Raw genomic sequence first — 16,161 nt, 5'->3', positions numbered from 1 at the left:
GCTCCGCGCAAGACGGAAGTCTGGTTCTTCAGTTGATTAGTGACGATCTGATTCAGAAAATTGCACTGTTTTTAACTGTTGCGTATTTGGATTAAAATCCACATTGACATAAACGGCAAATTGCTTGCCATCTTTGGCACGAACCCACAATTTGAACTGCTCTCTCGACTGATTAGCCGTAAGCGACGAACGACCGATATGTTTGTAATCCAGGATATCGACGTTGTATTTTGTTTGGGTTTCTTTCACAGCGATAATTCCCCACTTCGCATAATCCGGGATGCTGCTGCTTGCTGAAACGGTTGTTGTGATACCTGCGAAACCAAGCATAAACGTTAATATTGTAAACATTAGCACTCTCATGCAGTTCACTCCTTGGGAGAATGTGTTTGCTGATATCGTGCCCTTTGGGTTTACATTTTACACCCACATCCGAAAAATCCAGACTGCTGGCCATAACCAAAATGGAACACCCAGCATCAGCTTATCCAGCGGCTTAGCCTCAGAAGTAGAACGAAAGCTCATTCCCCAGTCTCCGGAGAAAAAATCATGCTGCGCTTGGGGCTCTTTGCTTGGTTCCAAACCATACTTCTGCATAAGTAATTGCCTTGTTTGCTCATCTACCTGAACATTATTCCCCACACCACTTGCTATCGCCTGGGGATTACTTATGTACATTAGAAACACCATTAAACCTACAATACGTAACCATCGGAATCTCATCTCTACTTCTTCCTTTCTACCTTATTCCATTATGAATGATCAGCATTCAAAGCTTTGCATAACTTGACTGATTGTACATAAAAACTGTGGAATTGGAAACACCATAGCCATAAGGAACAACTCATTTTCACCAGAATCAGTGTCTCATTGGCATGACCCTTTAGACCCAATTTATAGATGATTTGTTTTAAAAATCCACAATTCGTGTAATGGGCTTTGACTGAGCAAACTGCCACAACGTCCACCCGAGTCCATCTTCACCCACATTCGAGGAGGTTATATCTGTATGTTCAAACGTCTGGATGAAATTCTGATTGAGATCCCCAACGTCGAAAAGCCAGATCCCAATGCTGCAGCAGCCATACAGGAATTGCTTGGCGGTAAATTCGGAGAGATGTCTACCTTAAACAACTACCTCTACCAATCCTTTAATTTTCGTTCCAAAGAAAAACTAAAACCGTTCTATGACCTCGTCATGAGTATTACAGCCGAAGAATTAGGACATGTTGAATTGGTATCACATGGGATTAACCATTGTCTCAGAGGATCAACGGAATATAAAGAACCTGATCAGACGCCGCTAGGCTCCGTCAAGGATGCTCGGCTGTCGTATCATTTCCTGGCAGGTGCACAAGGCGCGATGCCTTTTGATTCGATGGGTAATCCGTGGACAGGCGCCAATGTCTTCAACAGTGGCAATCTGGTAGAAGATCTGCTGCATAACTTCTTTCTCGAATGTGGAGCCCGTACCCACAAAATGAAAGTATACGAAATGACCGATCATCCTGCGGCTCGCGAAGTCGTCGGCTTCCTGCTCGTACGCGGCGGTGTGCACGTTGTGGCCTATGCCAAAGCGATTGAAATTGCAACGGGTGTCAATGTGACCAAGCTGATCCCTATCCCTTCTCTGGATAACAAAGCCTTCAACGAGGCTCGCAAATATGAAGAAAAAGGCGTTCACACCAAGCTGTACACATACAGCGACAAAGACTTCAATGCCATCGACCAGATCTGGAAAGGCACACATCCCGAAGATGGACAACCTCTTGAAGTGATTCAGGGTATCCCTCAAGGTTTCCCTATTCCAGAAGCTCTGGCGGTCGAGGAGGAATTTGCACCAGGCATCTCACAAGAAGATTTCAAGGAGATTGCACGTCGTCTGAAAATGGCGGGGAATATTGTTGATTAAGGGATAGGTTGCTTGACTAATTTGTTCTGTAGGTTGTTTCCCTCGAGATTATTAACTTTAATGTTATGAACTCTAAGTTAATTAAAGCCCTCACCCAGGCTATATAAATGCAGCCCGGTGAGGGCTTTGTATGATATTGTTGTGTTACAATTTTATGTTGCAAAATGAGTATGTTTTATATTTGTAATTTCCTAAGAATCTAGCTGTAAAAGTATAACCTTATCTCCGTTTACATCGTTAAGCTTAGTTAAACTCCAACACCGATTCATCACGCTTACTCATCACTTCAATAAGCATGTTAGCGCCCAGACGAAAACCTTGTACAAATGCAGTTTCAGTATGCATGCCCTCACATCTACCCCACAAGTCAAATAACTGTTCAAGCTCAAGAAATTCATTCTCGCTCAAACGATTCTTCCATTGCTCTGTCAGAGCTACAATCTGCCGCCCTAACGCTTGGTACTCCGGATGTGTCGGCATCATGTTCTCATCCGGGCGAAGTCGCCCGTTATAAAGTGCTTCCAATATCGAATTCATGTGATCCTCCTGTTTTTTAACTCGCATCTCACTTGAATGAGCGTTCTGCACATGGTAGGATATTTATGCAGTTGCTCGTTCGTAGTGATTGCGGGATAGGAAGCAGCGTTGTTCTTCTCGGGACGAGCGCTGCTTCTTTTTTATTTTTGGAGGTCGTCGTAAATCTTCTCAATCCCTTTGCGAACGATAGCAGATCGGTTCGTATTCAGCTTATCAGCCGCAACATCAAGTTTGTCCAGAATCTCCTCGTCGACACGGATCTCAATCGTTTTGCTCTTAGGATTATCAGATTTGGGACGCCCCGTCTTTTTCGAGGACATCACTCCACCCCCTTTTTGTCCTGACAATAATATATTATTGTCAGGACAAAAAGTCAATGTAAATAACCTGCAGATAAATATTTTTTTTCGCAGGTTATTTATTGTACACCACAGAACTACTGTCTTGTGTTGCAGCAAACACTGAATTTGGAAAGCACGGAATTCCAGTAACTCTGTTAATTCTACCTGAGTTTCGACAAAATCATTTTTACCTATCAAGGAAATATTATATAATTATAGATAAAACAGTAGGTTGTGCCTTGGCTAGTCTGCTTGTAACAGTAACATTATGTTTTCAAACCACTATTAAGAAGGGAGTGCTTTTATGATTTTCAAGTCTATTCAAATAAAGAACTTTAGAAACTTTAAAAGTATATCTATTGATCTCTCCAATAAAAATGTATTTTTTGGTTTAAATGATGTGGGTAAAACAAACTTTCTTTATGCGGTAAGATTCTTATTCGACAAAGAAGTTCGCAAACAAAATTTTACTGATTCTGACTATCATTCCAAAAACATCAATGAAGACATTGAACTAATTGTTACAATTGATATTTCAGACATTACATGTGTTGATAATCAGAAACTGAGAGCACAATTAAAAGGTTCTTTGTTAAGCTCGCATAATCAAGTATACATAAAATTAATCGCAAAATACGATAATAATGAATTGGTGGGAATTCCAGAACTTTTTTGGGGGGGAGATCTTAAAAAATTATACGAAATGAAACAACGAGGTTTTATGTATGAAATAGACTATGTTGTTAATTTAGTTTATATAGATTCTTATGTTGATTTATATAAATTATTTAAAAAGAACATTAATCGACTTGTTAAGAATGATCATCCTTCTGACAACAATATAATTGATAAAATAACCACTACAGTAGGTAAACTTAACAAACAAATTGCCTCGCTTTCTGGTGTTAAAAAATTTGAAACTAAAATTACACCTGAGTACAAAAAGTTTAGAAACGATAAAGTTTCTGTTTCCGTTAAGTCTGAGATTGCCATTAAAGGGCTCTACTCAAATATAATTCCATACATAAAACAAGATAATGATGTTAATCTTTACCCAACATCCGGTGAGGGGAGAAAAAAATTATTATCGTATGCGCTCTTTGATTTAATATCTGAGGAAACATCTGAGAAAAAAATAAATATTTTTTTGATCGAAGAACCCGAAAACCATCTGCATAAATCTATGCAAATGGCTCTGTCAAAATTTTTGTTTAATGATTCAAAATATAAATATTTATTCGTATCGACTCACTCTCCATACATTCTATATGAAATGGATTCTGTAAATCTTGTACGTGTGTATAATGAATCAAAGGTTAACAGCGCCAGTATCTTTTATCAAGTACCTAGTGAATTCAGTAAGAATAAGAAAATACTAAACAAGAATCTATCAGAAGCTATATTTGCAGACAAAGTACTCCTTGTTGAAGGGCCGTCTGAAGTAATGTTATTTGAAAAGGTTCTATCAGTAATTAACCCTTTTTTTGAAGCCGACGGTGCATATATCCTAATGGTGAATGGTATTGGTTTTGATAAATATTTCACAATATTAGAAAAACTAAATATAAAATGTATATTACGAACTGATAACGATCTTAGATCAACTAAAAGCGGAACATTCAGCGTTCTCGGATTTTCCCGTTGCAATAAATATATTAAAGATGGCTTTTTACCTACCAAACAAATCAATTCCAATACGGTCGCTGATAAAAGATCTTTATACAATTCAAATAAGAATAAAATTGATGATATCCGCAAGAAATACTCAATATATCTTTCAAAGTGTGATCTGGAAAATGATTTGGATGAAATAATGCATTCCAGATTAAAGAAACTATTAGGAACAGAAGATGTTGTAGACTATCTTCAAAAGGCAAAACATTATAATATGGTTGAATTAACAGAAAAGCTCTCTGATAAAGATTGCAAAAAAATTTATAATCATTATAATTTCTCCTGTTTGAAAGAGGTGGTAGAGTAATGCTTACTCCAACTCAAGAAGATATAGTCGCTACACAAGGAAATCTAATTGTTCGTGCAAGTGCAGGTACAGGGAAAACCCATATAATGGTTACGAAAATCACGAAAGAAATAAAGGAGCGAATGGATCATAAGGTGATAGCCTCTATTACCTTTACTATTAAAGCTGCTCAAGAAATTAAAGATAGAATAACTATAGATGTTTCCAGACATTTCGTTGGTACTAATAATGGTTTTGTTATTGAAGAGATCATTAAACCATTTATGAAAGATGCTTATGGAACTGATTTTGATGTAGATATGTCTACAGATTATTCATCAAAAATTTCAGATTTTCAACAAGGCATTGAAAAAATCCGTAATGAACAATTATTGTGTTCCTATGATAATTCAAACAAAAAAAGCAACTTCATTTTTCAATTAGCTTTAGATATAGTCAAAAAGTCTAAAGTTTGCCAACTGTACTTGAAATCGAAATTTTTCAAAATATATATTGATGAGTACCAAGATTGTGATAAAGACATGCATGCATTTTTTATCCATGTCTCAGATGTCCTTTTGATAGATACTTTTATTGTAGGCGATGAGAAACAGTCCATATATATGTGGAGAGGTGCTTATCCAGAAGCTTTCAAAGGTATTTGGACGAAAGCTAACTATAACAAGATTTTTATGGGAGATAACTTTCGCTCTTGTGAACAGATTCAAAACTACTCTAACTTACTCTTTAGTGAAACTAGAAGTCGTTATATATCAGTTAAAGACGTTAATGATGTTATCCTTCTAAATAGTACGCATGCCACTTGGGTTTCTGATGTAAAAAAACTAATTGATTTAAATAAAAGAGTTGCACTGCTTAGATATAGTAAGGATAATGCAAAGAATGGTGCAATTGCGCTATCACAGGGGGGGATCAATTGCAAGTACATCCCCCCTCTGCCATTGTCAGATATTACAACAGAAGTCGCATGGCTATACTTAGCCATAGCCAAGTATTATATAATCGAGCAATATTCAGTGTACGATTTAATTTATGAAATCCCTTCAGAAGGCCAAGATTCAAAACGAAGCGTGAAAAAAATAGAGGAATTACTGAAAAAAGTCTGGAATAATATTAATGATTTCGATACGTTTAATGACGAGGTTGAATCGTTGGCTGCATATCTGAATTACACCACTAAACGCGAGCATGTAATACTGCTTCTTAAAACTATTACAGACAGTGTTTATCATGTAGCATTTGAGCCAGACAATGATCAAAATGTAGCAATTACCTTTCATTCCTCAAAGGGGCTTGAGTTTGATCAGGTTATTGTCTTCTCTAATGATTACACATTAAACAATATGGAGACTATATACAATCATTATGTGGCCGTAACAAGAGCAAAGACAAAATTAATTGTTATAAAAACTGGAAATTTCATCTCTTCATATGAAAGAAATTTATCTAATATACTGGCTGAAAGTCATTTAGGTATTAATGACGTGATGAAAATAATCTAGTCACTCAGCATAACCAAAATAAAATTAAATATCCTCATTTATAAATTAAATTCAGTCACCAATTTCAAGTATCTGGACTTTATTAAGTACAAAAGAATAGAGTTGGACGAAAAACCAAAAGTTTCTCGTCCAGTTTGGGTCTGTCAAGAATTTTTGTCATGTTATTTGCAAATTAATTATGAATTTATTGCTTCATTCATAATTTTCCATTTCAAGATTATCATAAAAATAAAGAAACTCTCCTCTTCTGGAAGAACCAGAAACTGGATTGTCAACATTTTGGCTGTAACACAGCCCCCTCCATACCCAACGTTCTGTTTGAACTCCATACTTTTTATTTCTTTTGGTTTCTTCGCCACCAATACCTTCCCCACACGCCTAACACTCCACACAACAGTAACGCACAGTATGCCCAGGCGAACAACATGGCAAGCCCTAACCCGATGTTGGCATCCAGATGTTTGTCTGTAATGTAGGTATAGAATGCAAACGCAAGTGGCACAGCACCGACAATAAACAGTCCCATAAACCAGCCAACCAAGTTCCGTGAGCTATGGCCTTTATTTTGCCCCATCAAATGACGAATCCCCACAAATAACAACGATAATATCAAAATAAAACCGAGACAGGTAAGTAGTATCTTCGTCAGATCTGACATGTCAATTGCCTCCCAACGCTCCATTTTCTCCAGATGATATGCATGAACGCCACTAATCATGTACTATTGTAGCAATCACACACTTCAGCCGTAGTCTTGCCCATCATTACCCATTTCGGTGCCATGTGATCATACTTTTCCCTCCTTCCAAAATAAAAAAAGACCACCGCCCAGACTCCTTCCAAGTCATGAACGGTGGCTAACTTATATACTCCAGTGTACTACGTATTCCCAAACATTTAAGCAACTAACTATGCCTATGCACCAAACTGTGCATGATGCAGACGACTGTAAACGCCGCCTGAAGCGAGCAGTTCCTCATGACGTCCCTGCTCGGTGATCCCTTGCTCAGCCACGACCACGATGCGGTCTGCGTTTTTGATCGTCGCCAGCCTGTGTGCAATAACAAGCGTGGTACGGCCCTCGGACAGTTCCGCCAGCGATTGCTGAATCGCAGCTTCCGTCTCCGTATCCAGTGCAGATGTCGCTTCATCCAGAATCAGAATCGGCGGGTTTTTCAGGAACATTCGAGCAATGGATAACCGCTGCTTCTGTCCACCGGACAGCTTCACGCCGCGCTCGCCAATAAGTGTATCCAGTCCTTCCGGCATCGACAGAATCAGAGACTCCATCTGGGCCCGACGAGCGGCCATCCAGATTTCTTCTTCCGATGCATCCAACTTGCCGTACGCAATATTTTCCCGAATCGTACCATCGAAGAGGAACACATCCTGCTGCACAATCCCGATATGACCACGTAAGGAGTCCAGCGTCATGTGCTGAATGTCCTGACCATCAATGGTTATGCGCCCTTCCAGCACATCATAGAATCGCGGCAGCAGACTGCAGAGCGTTGTTTTCCCGGCACCCGACGGACCGACCAGAGCCACCGTTTCACCGGGACGGACATGTAGATCAATTCCTTGAAGTACAGGCTCCTGATCCGAATAACCGAAGGTCACTTGCTCATAACGAATATCCCCGCGCAGATGGGATACCGCTACGGCATCAGCACGGTCTTTGACATCTGGCTCCATATCGAGCAGATCGGTATATCGTTTGAAACCCGCAATGCCTTTGGGATACGTCTCGATGACCGAATTAATCTTCTGAATCGGTGTCAGGAACACATTCGACAACATGATAAAGGCGATAAATTGACCATAAGACATACTGCCATTAATAACAAACCACGTACCGCATACGAGAACAAACAAGGATACGAGCTTCATCAACATGTAACTGATGGAAGAGTTCCATGCCATAATCTTGTACGCAATCAGCTTGGTTTGACGGAAACGACCGTTGTTTACAGCAAATTGTGCCTTCTCATGCTCTTCGTTAGCAAAAGCCTGCACGACACGAATACCTGTAATGTTGTTCTCCACACGAGCATTGAAATCAGCGATATCCCCAAACATTCGGCTGAAAGCCTTGGACATTTTGCTACCAAAATACAAAGATAGGTAAATAATCAGCGGCACAATGATAAACGTCAGAATCGCCAGATCTCCGTTAATGTTCATCATGATCGTAAAAGCACCCACCAGTGTCATCACGGCAATAAATACGTCCTCCGGACCATGGTGAGCAATCTCTCCGATATCCATCAGATCATTGGTCATACGGGATACGAGATGTCCTGTCTTTGTATTATCAAAGTACCGGAAGGATAACTTCTGCACATGGTTGAACAGATCTTTACGCATATCCGTCTCGATATTGATCCCCAGTTTATGCCCCCAATAGGTGACGATGTAATTCAGGAACGAATTGAGCAGGTAAATGCCCAGCAGTCCCAGACACGCCCATAAAATCCAGTCCCATCGTCCACCCGGCAGCAGATCATCCACAACCCGGTTCACAGCCAGCGGAAAAGCCAGCTCCAGCAGCGCGACCAGAATCGCACATGTAAAATCTAGAATAAACAGTTTTTTGTACGGCCTGTAATAGGCAAAAAAACGACGAAGCATGAAGCCAGTTCCCCCTTACGGCAATCCTCCATCTATTTGATGATTACCTTTTATTTCGTCCTGCTTAAGAGGTACAGGAAGTATGGAGCGCCGAGAATGGCAACCAGAATCCCTGCCGGGATCTCCGAAGGCTGCAAGATAACACGACCGAGCGTGTCCGCAACCAATACAAGCAAAGATCCGACCAATGCAGATGCAGGCAGTAAAAACTGATGTTTTGGCCCAACCAGACGGCGTGCCAAGTGAGGCCCGACCAGGCCCACAAAACCGATACCCCCACTTACAGACACACATACGCCCGCAAGAATTGCAGCGGTAGCAAGCAAAATCATGCGTTCACGCTCTACAGGAGCACCGAGTCCGCTTGCGGTCTGGTCACCGAGATTTAATACATTCAACACTCGTGCCTTCGCCAGCACTAGCGGCACAAGTACAATAATAAACGGTAGCAGGGCCATAACGAATTTCCAATTGGAACCCCAAATGCTACCCGCCAGCCAAGTGGCTACAAATTGATATTTCTCCGGACTAAGCCGCAGCGTTAACACGATCATAGCTGAGCTGATACCGGCAGCGATCCCGATGCCCGTGAGCAGCATACGCGTCGGCAAGATACCTTCCCCTTTTTTGTAAGAGAGGATATAGATCAGAAATGCAGCGAAGCCTGCACCAATCAGAGCAAGGATCGGAAGCAGAAAGATTGGAGCTGCTGTCGTCGTTGGAAAAAAGGAAACAAACAGCATGACCATAAGCCCCGCCCCTGCATTAATACCAAGAATCCCCGGATCGGCGAGCGCGTTGCGCGATACCCCTTGCAAGATGCAGCCTGATAATGCCAGACCCGCTCCGATCAGAACGGCAATCACGATGCGAGGCAACCGGAATTCAAACAAGATCAACTCCTGTTTCGGTGTGCCGCTACCAAACAACGTCCGTAAAACCTCCAGTGGTGAAAGCTTGGTAAACCCGGTATTCATACTGATAATAAAAGCTGTAATAATTAAAAGACCGAGTACAATAAGAACAACGATACCTTTCGTTTTCTTTTTGCGCTCTGCACCACCCATAGTTGAGGAACTCATGTTACAGCGTCCTCCTTTCTTTCCGCGCCAGATACAGGAAGAATGGCACCCCGATGAGGGCAACCAGTGCACCAATTGGCGTCTCGTAAGGCGGGTTAATCATACGTGCGGCCAGATCCGAAAATACAAGTAACAGACTGCCCATCACGGCAGAGCAAGGAATAATCCAGCGATAGTCAACCCCGACCAGCTTCCGTGTCAGATGGGGGATGATCAGACCGACAAACCCAACTGCACCCACCACAGATACAGCAGTTCCCGCCAGAATGAGTACCACAATCAGACCCATCAGTTTAATCAGACCTGTACGTTGTCCCAGTCCAACCGCAATGTCCTCGCCAAGACTAAGCAGTGTGATCGAACGCGAGATAATTAAAGCAACGATGAGCGCTCCGAGCACCCAAGGAAACATCACTTCAAGTTGAGACCACTTCGTTCCGGCTACCCCTCCGGCAGTCCAGAAGGCCAGGTCTTGTCCAATTCTGAAATAGAGCGCAATGCCCTCACTAAGTGCAGACAGCATGGCCGATACAGCGGCTCCAGCCAACACCAGGCGCAGCGGCGTCAAACCTGATCTGGATGCTGCACCGAAACCATACACAAGCAGCACACCAAGTCCCGCTCCCAGGAAGGAATACATAATGATGTACATATACGGCAAGCCCGGGAAAAAAGCAAAACAGATCGCCAGCGCAAACCCAGCTCCAGCGTTCAGACCGAGTAGTCCCGAATCGGCGAGCGGATTCCGGGTCATGCCCTGCATAATCGCACCGGCAACAGCGAAACAAGCACCTACCATCGCTCCGCCAAGGATACGCGGCAGCCGAATCTCCCATATGATCTGATGAGGTGTCAGGTCAGGGTTGAAATTAAATACCGCCTGCCAGACCACACCGAGCTGAATATCCGCAGCGCCAAATGAGATGGACAATGCCATCCCCAGAGCCAGCAACAGGATTCCGCCTGTGAGAATGAGTGTAGCCGTCCATGGGCGCGTGTGGATTTTTGCTGTAGGTGGCTCCGTATTCGAATGTGTGGATGAACTGTTTGAGTTCATACTTGCCCACCTGCGTTATGAATGAAGCCTGCTAACCTTATGTACATAACAATCACCTCTCCAAAAGTACCACTTCTATTGATATTGATTCTCATTCCCATAGAACATTGTAAGGCAATCCTTCCCGTCTGGCAATGGACAAAAAGGACAACTTTCTTGCAGATATGAATATTTCCGCATGAATATACACGAAAAAAGACCATACAGGGCTTCAATCTCCTGCATGGTTTCCACTTTTAACATTTGGATTAGTCTAAACTGAACCTCATCTGATGCCGCTATTCGCTTAGCGTGTCCGGACAGTCATCAAAGAAGCGAGTACATCCGCAAAATCGGTGATGATGCCTTGTACTCCCATATCAATCATCATCTGCATCTCCCCAGGATCATTCACGGTAAAGGGATAAGTGACCATACCTTGGGCAAGAGCAGCGGCTACTTCTTCTTTGGCCACCGCCAGCCCTTTGTATGGCACAAAATAGCAGAAGCACCTCGGTGGGCAATGATTTCGATTTTGTTCAATTCAGCCCCTCCTGCATTCAAAGTGGATTCTATGAACCTCACTATATACTCCGTTTGTCATACGTGTGTTAAGAGAGCGTTTGATTGTATACTGGCTTGTTCATTAGCACATACTCTAACATTTAAAGGGCTGGGGATTCACTCATTTTTGCGAACTCAATCTAAAAACCAACATAATATAATATCAGTCGTAGACAACTGCACTCCGCTGTAAGGAGGTTGCCCTTTGAAACCAATGAAAACACGAACAAGGAAGCACTTGATCTCTTCCAGTTCTTGTTCTGCCCAAAAGCCTTCATCCCACCGTTTATCCAAGAACAGATCAGAACCCGGACCTAAATTCAGTACGCTAAAACCTCCAGGATCAAGACCATCTATTCCGCGAGCTTCTGTTCGAGGACTCTCTATACCTGACAGAACGAGTAATCAGTCCAGCGTCGTCGAACCGAAACAGAATACTCTTGATCAACTGGCCTTTGTTGCGGCCATCCTTGCACTGATCGCTTCCGCTATTGGACTATATATTGCCTGGAAAACACTTATTCTGCCCAGCGGTACTACGGAGATCATCGTATAGTTTTCGATATCTGGCTCTATCTCATTGCTATGGGATGGAGATCTTTTTTTAGGTACAAGCCAAAAAACCGTTCCCCGGAAACGCCGACAGTCGCCGGCGTCTCTTTGGAAAGGCCATTTTTCGAATGATGCCCTGAGACAGCATACATCCGTTATAGAATGGTCTGAATTACAGTACGAACGTGCGGGAGATGATAACCAGCAGGATGAACAATACCAGGATTGCGCCTGTTGATGTCCATACTCCGCCACCGAAACCTCCACAGTAGCCGTAACCTGCTCCTTTGAGATCGCTCATGAGTGACACTCCCCTCTTCATCAAAGTACACTATAGACTATGTCCACAAACGTTATTTGCTTGGGCAAATGAAGAAGTTTTTCACTTGAAGGAGCGAGGTACAGATTTCAGTTTCTTGGCTTTTACTTTCCGTTCAGCTCAGACCATTTCTGAGTTAATTCCTTAGGGATGTAGGCAGCCATCTGAGCAAGCAGTTCAGCCGGATCAGACTCAAGACTCCACAAACTGAGATGTGATGTGTTGGAGAAGCCCTCTTGCACGCTATACTCGACCATTTTCATAAGCGGTTCGTAATATCCGTTAACATTCAAGAGACCTACAGGCTTGCGATGAATACCGATCTGGGCCCAGCACAGTACCTCGAACAATTCTTCAAACGTGCCCATTCCGCCCGGAAGTGCGATAAACCCATCCGATAACTGAGCCATCGTTGCTTTCCGTTCATGCATCGTCCCCACTTCAATCAGCTGAGTGAGTCCTGCGTGAACTACCTCACCTCGGAATAACCCTGTAGGCATAACACCAATCACTTCTCCACCTTCAGCTAGAGCAGCATCCGCGACTGCACCCATCAAGCCCATGCGAGAGCCACCATAGACCAGAGCATATCCGCTATTTGCAATCTGTTTACCCAACCGGGCAGCGTGCTCAATATAATCGGGATGGTTACCCGGGTTAGAACCTGCAAAAACACATATCCGTTTCACGTGGTTTCACTCCTTCTTGAGATCTATCTCCTTAGTATACAGTACAAATGTCATTGCTATGTTACAGCATGTTAACAGAACACAGGCATCGCATTTTATAAGGATTCGAGCATTTATCTCATAGCCTGTTTACGCTGGGTTCATGTGCCTTCCGGTTAAAAAAACAAAAAAATACCCAGCCGTTTGCAGCCGGCCGGGTTCACAAATCCATACACATTAATTTAGAAGGGGTTGTTATTACCTACTATAAGGTCGAAACATTAATGCTGTATGATCGCAGTATGAAAACCATATTAAATTTCAACCAAACTATCGTATACCGCGCCTTGCACGCACAACAAACATATGCTTGTCTTTGCGCAGTAACCGGCCGTCTTCAAGTTCCACCTGATCTTCATCATGTCTTACAATCGTGGTGGATAACACCACAATTTTGGCTCGCCTCCAGATCATAATCTGTGACTTGAAATAGATCGCATTTTCAAACTGGATTGCCTTTTTCATGACATATCCGATCTTATGCACTTCAGAACGTGCCTTCTTCAAAGGCAGGCTTTCTTCAGGAAGCGGTTTGATCATTGCAATATTGTCAAACGATACCTTGATCCGTTTCGGCCCGATTCGAACACATTCCGTTTCTTCATCCCACTCCACCAGCGTTCCCTTCAGAGGCTCGCGGATTCCTGTTGCCCGGTATACTGCCACTTTTCGTCCAATCCAATGTCGCAATGTGCTCGCCTCCACTCTATCTAGTTTTCAGGTATTGTCCAATCGATCGGTTTAATACCTTGGGAGACGAGAAATTCATTCGCTTTGGAAAACGGACGGCTGCCCAGAAAGCCCCGATGTGCTGCCAAAGGGCTCGGATGTGTCGATTCCAGCACCAGATGTTTGTCTCTGTTAATAAAAGCACCCTTCTTCTGAGCGTGACTTCCCCATAACATGTACACCATAGGTTCTGGACGTTCATTCAGCACACGAATGACGGCATCCGTGAACGTCTGCCAACCCAATGCCTGATGCGAATTAGGCTGACTCTCCCGCACCGTCAGAACAGCGTTTAACAGTAACACGCCTTGCTCCGCCCAATGAATAAGTGAGCCATGCTTTGGAACAGGCACACCTAGATCGGCCTGAAGTTCCTTGTATATATTTTTCAGTGAAGGCGGTACGCGCACACCCGGTCTGACCGAGAAGCTTAATCCGTGAGCCTGACCCGCCCCGTGATAAGGATCTTGACCGATAATGACGGCTTTCACCTGATGATACGGAGTAAGCTTCAAGGCCGAGAACAAATCCTCCTTGGGAGGGTAGACGGTTTGTGTTTTGTACTCGGCAGCGAGCGCATAACGAATCTTGTTAAAGTACTCGGATTCGGTCTCCTTCTGCAACACCTCGTCCCAATCATTTCCGAACATAATGTATAGACTCCTTTCCCCTGATGAATGCATATCCGTAAAGCCCGATTGGATGGGCTCTTCCCTGCAAGAGTCACATGTCCCACGACTCATAGACTATCCATCATTTTAACATAACCGCAGTCGACAGACCAGAAGTGTACGAGGAAGGAAAAGAACACGAAAAGGGGACGAAACAGAATTCGCTCTGCTCCGCCCCTTGATATGCATCTGTTTATACCTGTATACGCCTGTATAAGTCAGCTTGAATGCATTTTTGATGAACTCCATTATAATTTTGATACATCGCAGATTCAATAGTCCTATGCTTAAGATTACACTTCATACAGACAATTCGTCGTAAAACCTGCCGACGCTATACGTGTACGAGCACCTCTTTCGCCTGTTTTTGTTCCACCAGGACCCGACTAATTCTACTCAGGCCTTCCTCCACGATCGAACGGGGGCAAGCCAGATTCAAACGAATGCAGCCTTCGCCGTTCGCCACAAACATTCCCCCGTCTTCCAGCAGTACACCCGCTTGCTCTGCGAAGAACAGAGGCAGGCTGACATTCTGCGGTGCATATGGCGTAATATCAATCCAGGCCAGGTATGTGGCGTCAGGGATATGAAAGACAGCGAGTGGAAGGTGTTGCTTCACATATTCCTCAACATATGCAAAGTTGTCATCCAGATAACTTCTTAGCTGTTTCAGCCATTCATCACCATGTTCATAGGCCGCTTGTGTAGCGGCAATACTCAGCGGATTTTTAAATCCATAATGGCGTGCCTGCCAGATCTCTCTCAGACCCTTGTTTGGAATGATGACATTGGAGAACATGAGCCCTGCCATGTTAAACGTTTTGCTCGGAGACATACAGGTGATAATTCGATCCGTATCCGGGAAAAGTTTGGCGAGCGGGGTATGTGTTTTTCCCGTACGCAGCAGATCACAATGAATTTCATCTGATATGATCCATACCTCATTGGCCAGACAGATTTCGCCTACACGCTTCAGTTCTTCCGTGCTCCAGACGCGTCCAGACGGATTATGCGGGTTACAGAAAATGCATACACGAACCTTCTCATCTCTGGCCTTTGCTTCAAAATCCTCAAAGTCAATCGTGTAGTGTCCCTCGTCACTCAACATGTCCGAGCAGACCAGCTCAAGCTGGTTATGATCCGCTGCCGATTTGAAAAACCCATAGGAAGGCGTCAGGATCAACACTTTTTCGTCCGGCTTGCATATATATTCCACCAGTTCATAGAGCGCGGGAATAATGCCATTGGACGTCTCCAAATGCTCCTTGGGGAAAGACCAGTCATAATATCGTTTCATCCAGTTCGAAACTGCTTCGTAATAAGCCGGGTCAAACACTTGAGAGTAACCCATAATCCGGCGGTCCAGACGTTCTTTCACGGCATCCAAAATCTCGGGTGGTGTGGCAAACTCCATATCGGCAATCCACATCCGAATGAACTCCTCATCCTTGAATGGAAATTCCATCTCGCTTGTTGCGTTAAAAATATATTGGCGGAAACCATCCGTATTCATGGCATTGGTTCCAGTACGGTCAATGATCTCATCAAAATTATAGGACATGTTATTTTTGCTTAT

Annotated in this window: 18 protein-coding genes; 4 read left to right on the top strand and 14 right to left on the bottom strand. The window is 43.3% G+C overall.

Annotated elements, in window-relative coordinates; all coding sequences use genetic code 11:
• Nucleotides 1-36: 36 nt before the first annotated feature.
• Both ACUTVW_RS17000 and ACUTVW_RS16995 read right to left on the bottom strand, forming a co-directional pair.
• Nucleotides 37-363 carry a DUF3889 domain-containing protein gene (locus ACUTVW_RS17000; RefSeq protein ID WP_445646887.1) on the bottom strand — a complete coding sequence of 109 codons (327 nt, stop codon included), beginning with the start codon at nt 361-363 and terminating at the stop codon, nt 37-39.
• Between the two features lie 57 nt (nt 364-420).
• Entirely contained in the window at nt 421-723 is a 303-nt protein-coding gene (locus ACUTVW_RS16995; protein ID WP_445646886.1) for a hypothetical protein, read from the bottom strand.
• Nucleotides 724-1,009: 286 nt separating this feature from the next.
• On the opposite strand from ACUTVW_RS16995, the gene ACUTVW_RS16990 reads away from it, so the two are divergent.
• Nucleotides 1,010-1,912 (top strand): manganese catalase family protein, encoded by a 903-nt coding sequence (locus tag ACUTVW_RS16990; protein WP_445646885.1) that lies wholly within the window; start codon nt 1,010-1,012, stop codon nt 1,910-1,912.
• Nucleotides 1,913-2,155: 243 nt separating this feature from the next.
• Here ACUTVW_RS16990 and ACUTVW_RS16985 read toward each other — a convergent pair whose 3' ends face one another.
• Complete coding sequence (locus ACUTVW_RS16985; RefSeq protein WP_445646884.1) at nt 2,156-2,449, bottom strand: DUF6809 family protein; 294 nt, start codon at nt 2,447-2,449, stop codon at nt 2,156-2,158.
• A gap of 140 nt (nt 2,450-2,589) precedes the next feature.
• Nucleotides 2,590-2,769 carry a ribbon-helix-helix protein, CopG family gene (locus ACUTVW_RS16980; protein ID WP_445646883.1) on the bottom strand — a complete coding sequence of 60 codons (180 nt, stop codon included), beginning with the start codon at nt 2,767-2,769 and terminating at the stop codon, nt 2,590-2,592.
• Nucleotides 2,770-3,094: 325 nt separating this feature from the next.
• Between ACUTVW_RS16980 and ACUTVW_RS16975 the strand changes: the two genes are divergently transcribed.
• The gene (locus ACUTVW_RS16975) at nt 3,095-4,771 is read left to right on the top strand and encodes an ATP-dependent nuclease (RefSeq protein ID WP_445646882.1); all 1,677 of its coding nucleotides are present in this window, start codon (nt 3,095-3,097) and stop codon (nt 4,769-4,771) included.
• Nucleotides 4,771-6,273: a UvrD-helicase domain-containing protein gene (locus tag ACUTVW_RS16970; protein WP_445646881.1), complete on the top strand. Its 1,503-nt coding sequence runs from the start codon at nt 4,771-4,773 to the stop codon at nt 6,271-6,273. Before ACUTVW_RS16975 ends, ACUTVW_RS16970 begins: the two co-directional genes overlap by 1 nt.
• Nucleotides 6,274-6,607: 334 nt before the next feature.
• On the opposite strand, the gene ACUTVW_RS16965 is transcribed toward ACUTVW_RS16970, so the two are convergent.
• The 5 genes from ACUTVW_RS16965 to ACUTVW_RS16945 all read right to left on the bottom strand — a co-directional run bounded on the left by ACUTVW_RS16965 (nt 6,608) and on the right by ACUTVW_RS16945 (nt 11,518).
• Nucleotides 6,608-6,931, bottom strand: a complete 324-nt coding sequence (locus tag ACUTVW_RS16965) for a hypothetical protein (RefSeq protein WP_445646880.1) — start codon at nt 6,929-6,931, stop codon at nt 6,608-6,610.
• 257 nt (nt 6,932-7,188) lie between these two features.
• On the bottom strand, nt 7,189-8,904 hold the full coding sequence (locus tag ACUTVW_RS16960) for an ABC transporter ATP-binding protein (RefSeq protein WP_445646879.1): 1,716 nt from the start codon (nt 8,902-8,904) through the stop codon (nt 7,189-7,191).
• Nucleotides 8,905-8,954: 50 nt separating this feature from the next.
• A complete protein-coding gene (locus tag ACUTVW_RS16955; protein ID WP_434750290.1) occupies nt 8,955-9,986 on the bottom strand; it encodes a FecCD family ABC transporter permease in 1,032 nt (343 codons plus the stop codon).
• A gap of 1 nt (nt 9,987) precedes the next feature.
• Entirely contained in the window at nt 9,988-11,043 is a 1,056-nt protein-coding gene (locus ACUTVW_RS16950) for a FecCD family ABC transporter permease (RefSeq protein WP_445646878.1), read from the bottom strand.
• Between the two features lie 286 nt (nt 11,044-11,329).
• Nucleotides 11,330-11,518, bottom strand: a complete 189-nt coding sequence (locus ACUTVW_RS16945) for a glycerophosphodiester phosphodiesterase family protein (RefSeq protein ID WP_445646877.1) — start codon at nt 11,516-11,518, stop codon at nt 11,330-11,332.
• Between the two features lie 273 nt (nt 11,519-11,791).
• Here ACUTVW_RS16945 and ACUTVW_RS16940 point away from each other — a divergent pair, with 273 nt between their 5' ends.
• Complete coding sequence (locus tag ACUTVW_RS16940) at nt 11,792-12,142, top strand: hypothetical protein (RefSeq protein ID WP_445646876.1); 351 nt, start codon at nt 11,792-11,794, stop codon at nt 12,140-12,142.
• A 168-nt stretch (nt 12,143-12,310) separates the two neighbouring features.
• On the opposite strand, the gene ACUTVW_RS16935 is transcribed toward ACUTVW_RS16940, so the two are convergent.
• The 5 genes from ACUTVW_RS16935 to ACUTVW_RS16915 all read right to left on the bottom strand — a co-directional run bounded on the left by ACUTVW_RS16935 (nt 12,311) and on the right by ACUTVW_RS16915 (nt 16,146).
• Nucleotides 12,311-12,439 (bottom strand): hypothetical protein, encoded by a 129-nt coding sequence (locus ACUTVW_RS16935; protein ID WP_260510917.1) that lies wholly within the window; start codon nt 12,437-12,439, stop codon nt 12,311-12,313.
• A gap of 122 nt (nt 12,440-12,561) precedes the next feature.
• Complete coding sequence (locus ACUTVW_RS16930; protein ID WP_445646875.1) at nt 12,562-13,146, bottom strand: LOG family protein; 585 nt, start codon at nt 13,144-13,146, stop codon at nt 12,562-12,564.
• Between the two features lie 309 nt (nt 13,147-13,455).
• Nucleotides 13,456-13,875 (bottom strand): hypothetical protein, encoded by a 420-nt coding sequence (locus ACUTVW_RS16925; RefSeq protein ID WP_434750285.1) that lies wholly within the window; start codon nt 13,873-13,875, stop codon nt 13,456-13,458.
• 20 nt (nt 13,876-13,895) lie between these two features.
• Nucleotides 13,896-14,564: a uracil-DNA glycosylase gene (gene ung / locus ACUTVW_RS16920; RefSeq protein WP_445646874.1), complete on the bottom strand. Its 669-nt coding sequence runs from the start codon at nt 14,562-14,564 to the stop codon at nt 13,896-13,898.
• Between the two features lie 355 nt (nt 14,565-14,919).
• Nucleotides 14,920-16,146 (bottom strand): MalY/PatB family protein, encoded by a 1,227-nt coding sequence (locus ACUTVW_RS16915; protein ID WP_445646953.1) that lies wholly within the window; start codon nt 16,144-16,146, stop codon nt 14,920-14,922.
• Between the last annotated feature and the right edge of the window lie 15 nt (nt 16,147-16,161).

The sequence above is a fragment of the Paenibacillus sp. TSA_86.1 genome (assembly GCF_052691815.1).
Note: the sequence above shows the minus strand (reverse complement) of the source record. Positions and strands in the feature narration are given on the sequence as shown.

What these genes read in the sequence shown, in the direction of transcription:
- ACUTVW_RS16950 (WP_445646878.1), bottom strand. Translation starts at nt 11,043, where the DNA reads ATGAACTCAAACAGTTCATCCACACATTCGAATACGGAGCCACCTACA.
- ACUTVW_RS16970 (WP_445646881.1), top strand. Translation starts at nt 4,771, where the DNA reads ATGCTTACTCCAACTCAAGAAGATATAGTCGCTACACAAGGAAATCTA.
- ACUTVW_RS16960 (WP_445646879.1), bottom strand. Translation starts at nt 8,904, where the DNA reads ATGCTTCGTCGTTTTTTTGCCTATTACAGGCCGTACAAAAAACTGTTT.
- ACUTVW_RS16955 (WP_434750290.1), bottom strand. Translation starts at nt 9,986, where the DNA reads ATGAGTTCCTCAACTATGGGTGGTGCAGAGCGCAAAAAGAAAACGAAA.
- ACUTVW_RS16995 (WP_445646886.1), bottom strand. Translation starts at nt 723, where the DNA reads ATGAGATTCCGATGGTTACGTATTGTAGGTTTAATGGTGTTTCTAATG.
- ACUTVW_RS16980 (WP_445646883.1), bottom strand. Translation starts at nt 2,769, where the DNA reads ATGTCCTCGAAAAAGACGGGGCGTCCCAAATCTGATAATCCTAAGAGC.
- ACUTVW_RS16935 (WP_260510917.1), bottom strand. Translation starts at nt 12,439, where the DNA reads ATGAGCGATCTCAAAGGAGCAGGTTACGGCTACTGTGGAGGTTTCGGT.
- ung (WP_445646874.1), bottom strand. Translation starts at nt 14,564, where the DNA reads ATGTTCGGAAATGATTGGGACGAGGTGTTGCAGAAGGAGACCGAATCC.
- ACUTVW_RS16975 (WP_445646882.1), top strand. Translation starts at nt 3,095, where the DNA reads ATGATTTTCAAGTCTATTCAAATAAAGAACTTTAGAAACTTTAAAAGT.
- ACUTVW_RS16965 (WP_445646880.1), bottom strand. Translation starts at nt 6,931, where the DNA reads ATGTCAGATCTGACGAAGATACTACTTACCTGTCTCGGTTTTATTTTG.
- ACUTVW_RS17000 (WP_445646887.1), bottom strand. Translation starts at nt 363, where the DNA reads ATGAGAGTGCTAATGTTTACAATATTAACGTTTATGCTTGGTTTCGCA.
- ACUTVW_RS16915 (WP_445646953.1), bottom strand. Translation starts at nt 16,146, where the DNA reads ATGTCCTATAATTTTGATGAGATCATTGACCGTACTGGAACCAATGCC.
- ACUTVW_RS16990 (WP_445646885.1), top strand. Translation starts at nt 1,010, where the DNA reads ATGTTCAAACGTCTGGATGAAATTCTGATTGAGATCCCCAACGTCGAA.
- ACUTVW_RS16985 (WP_445646884.1), bottom strand. Translation starts at nt 2,449, where the DNA reads ATGAATTCGATATTGGAAGCACTTTATAACGGGCGACTTCGCCCGGAT.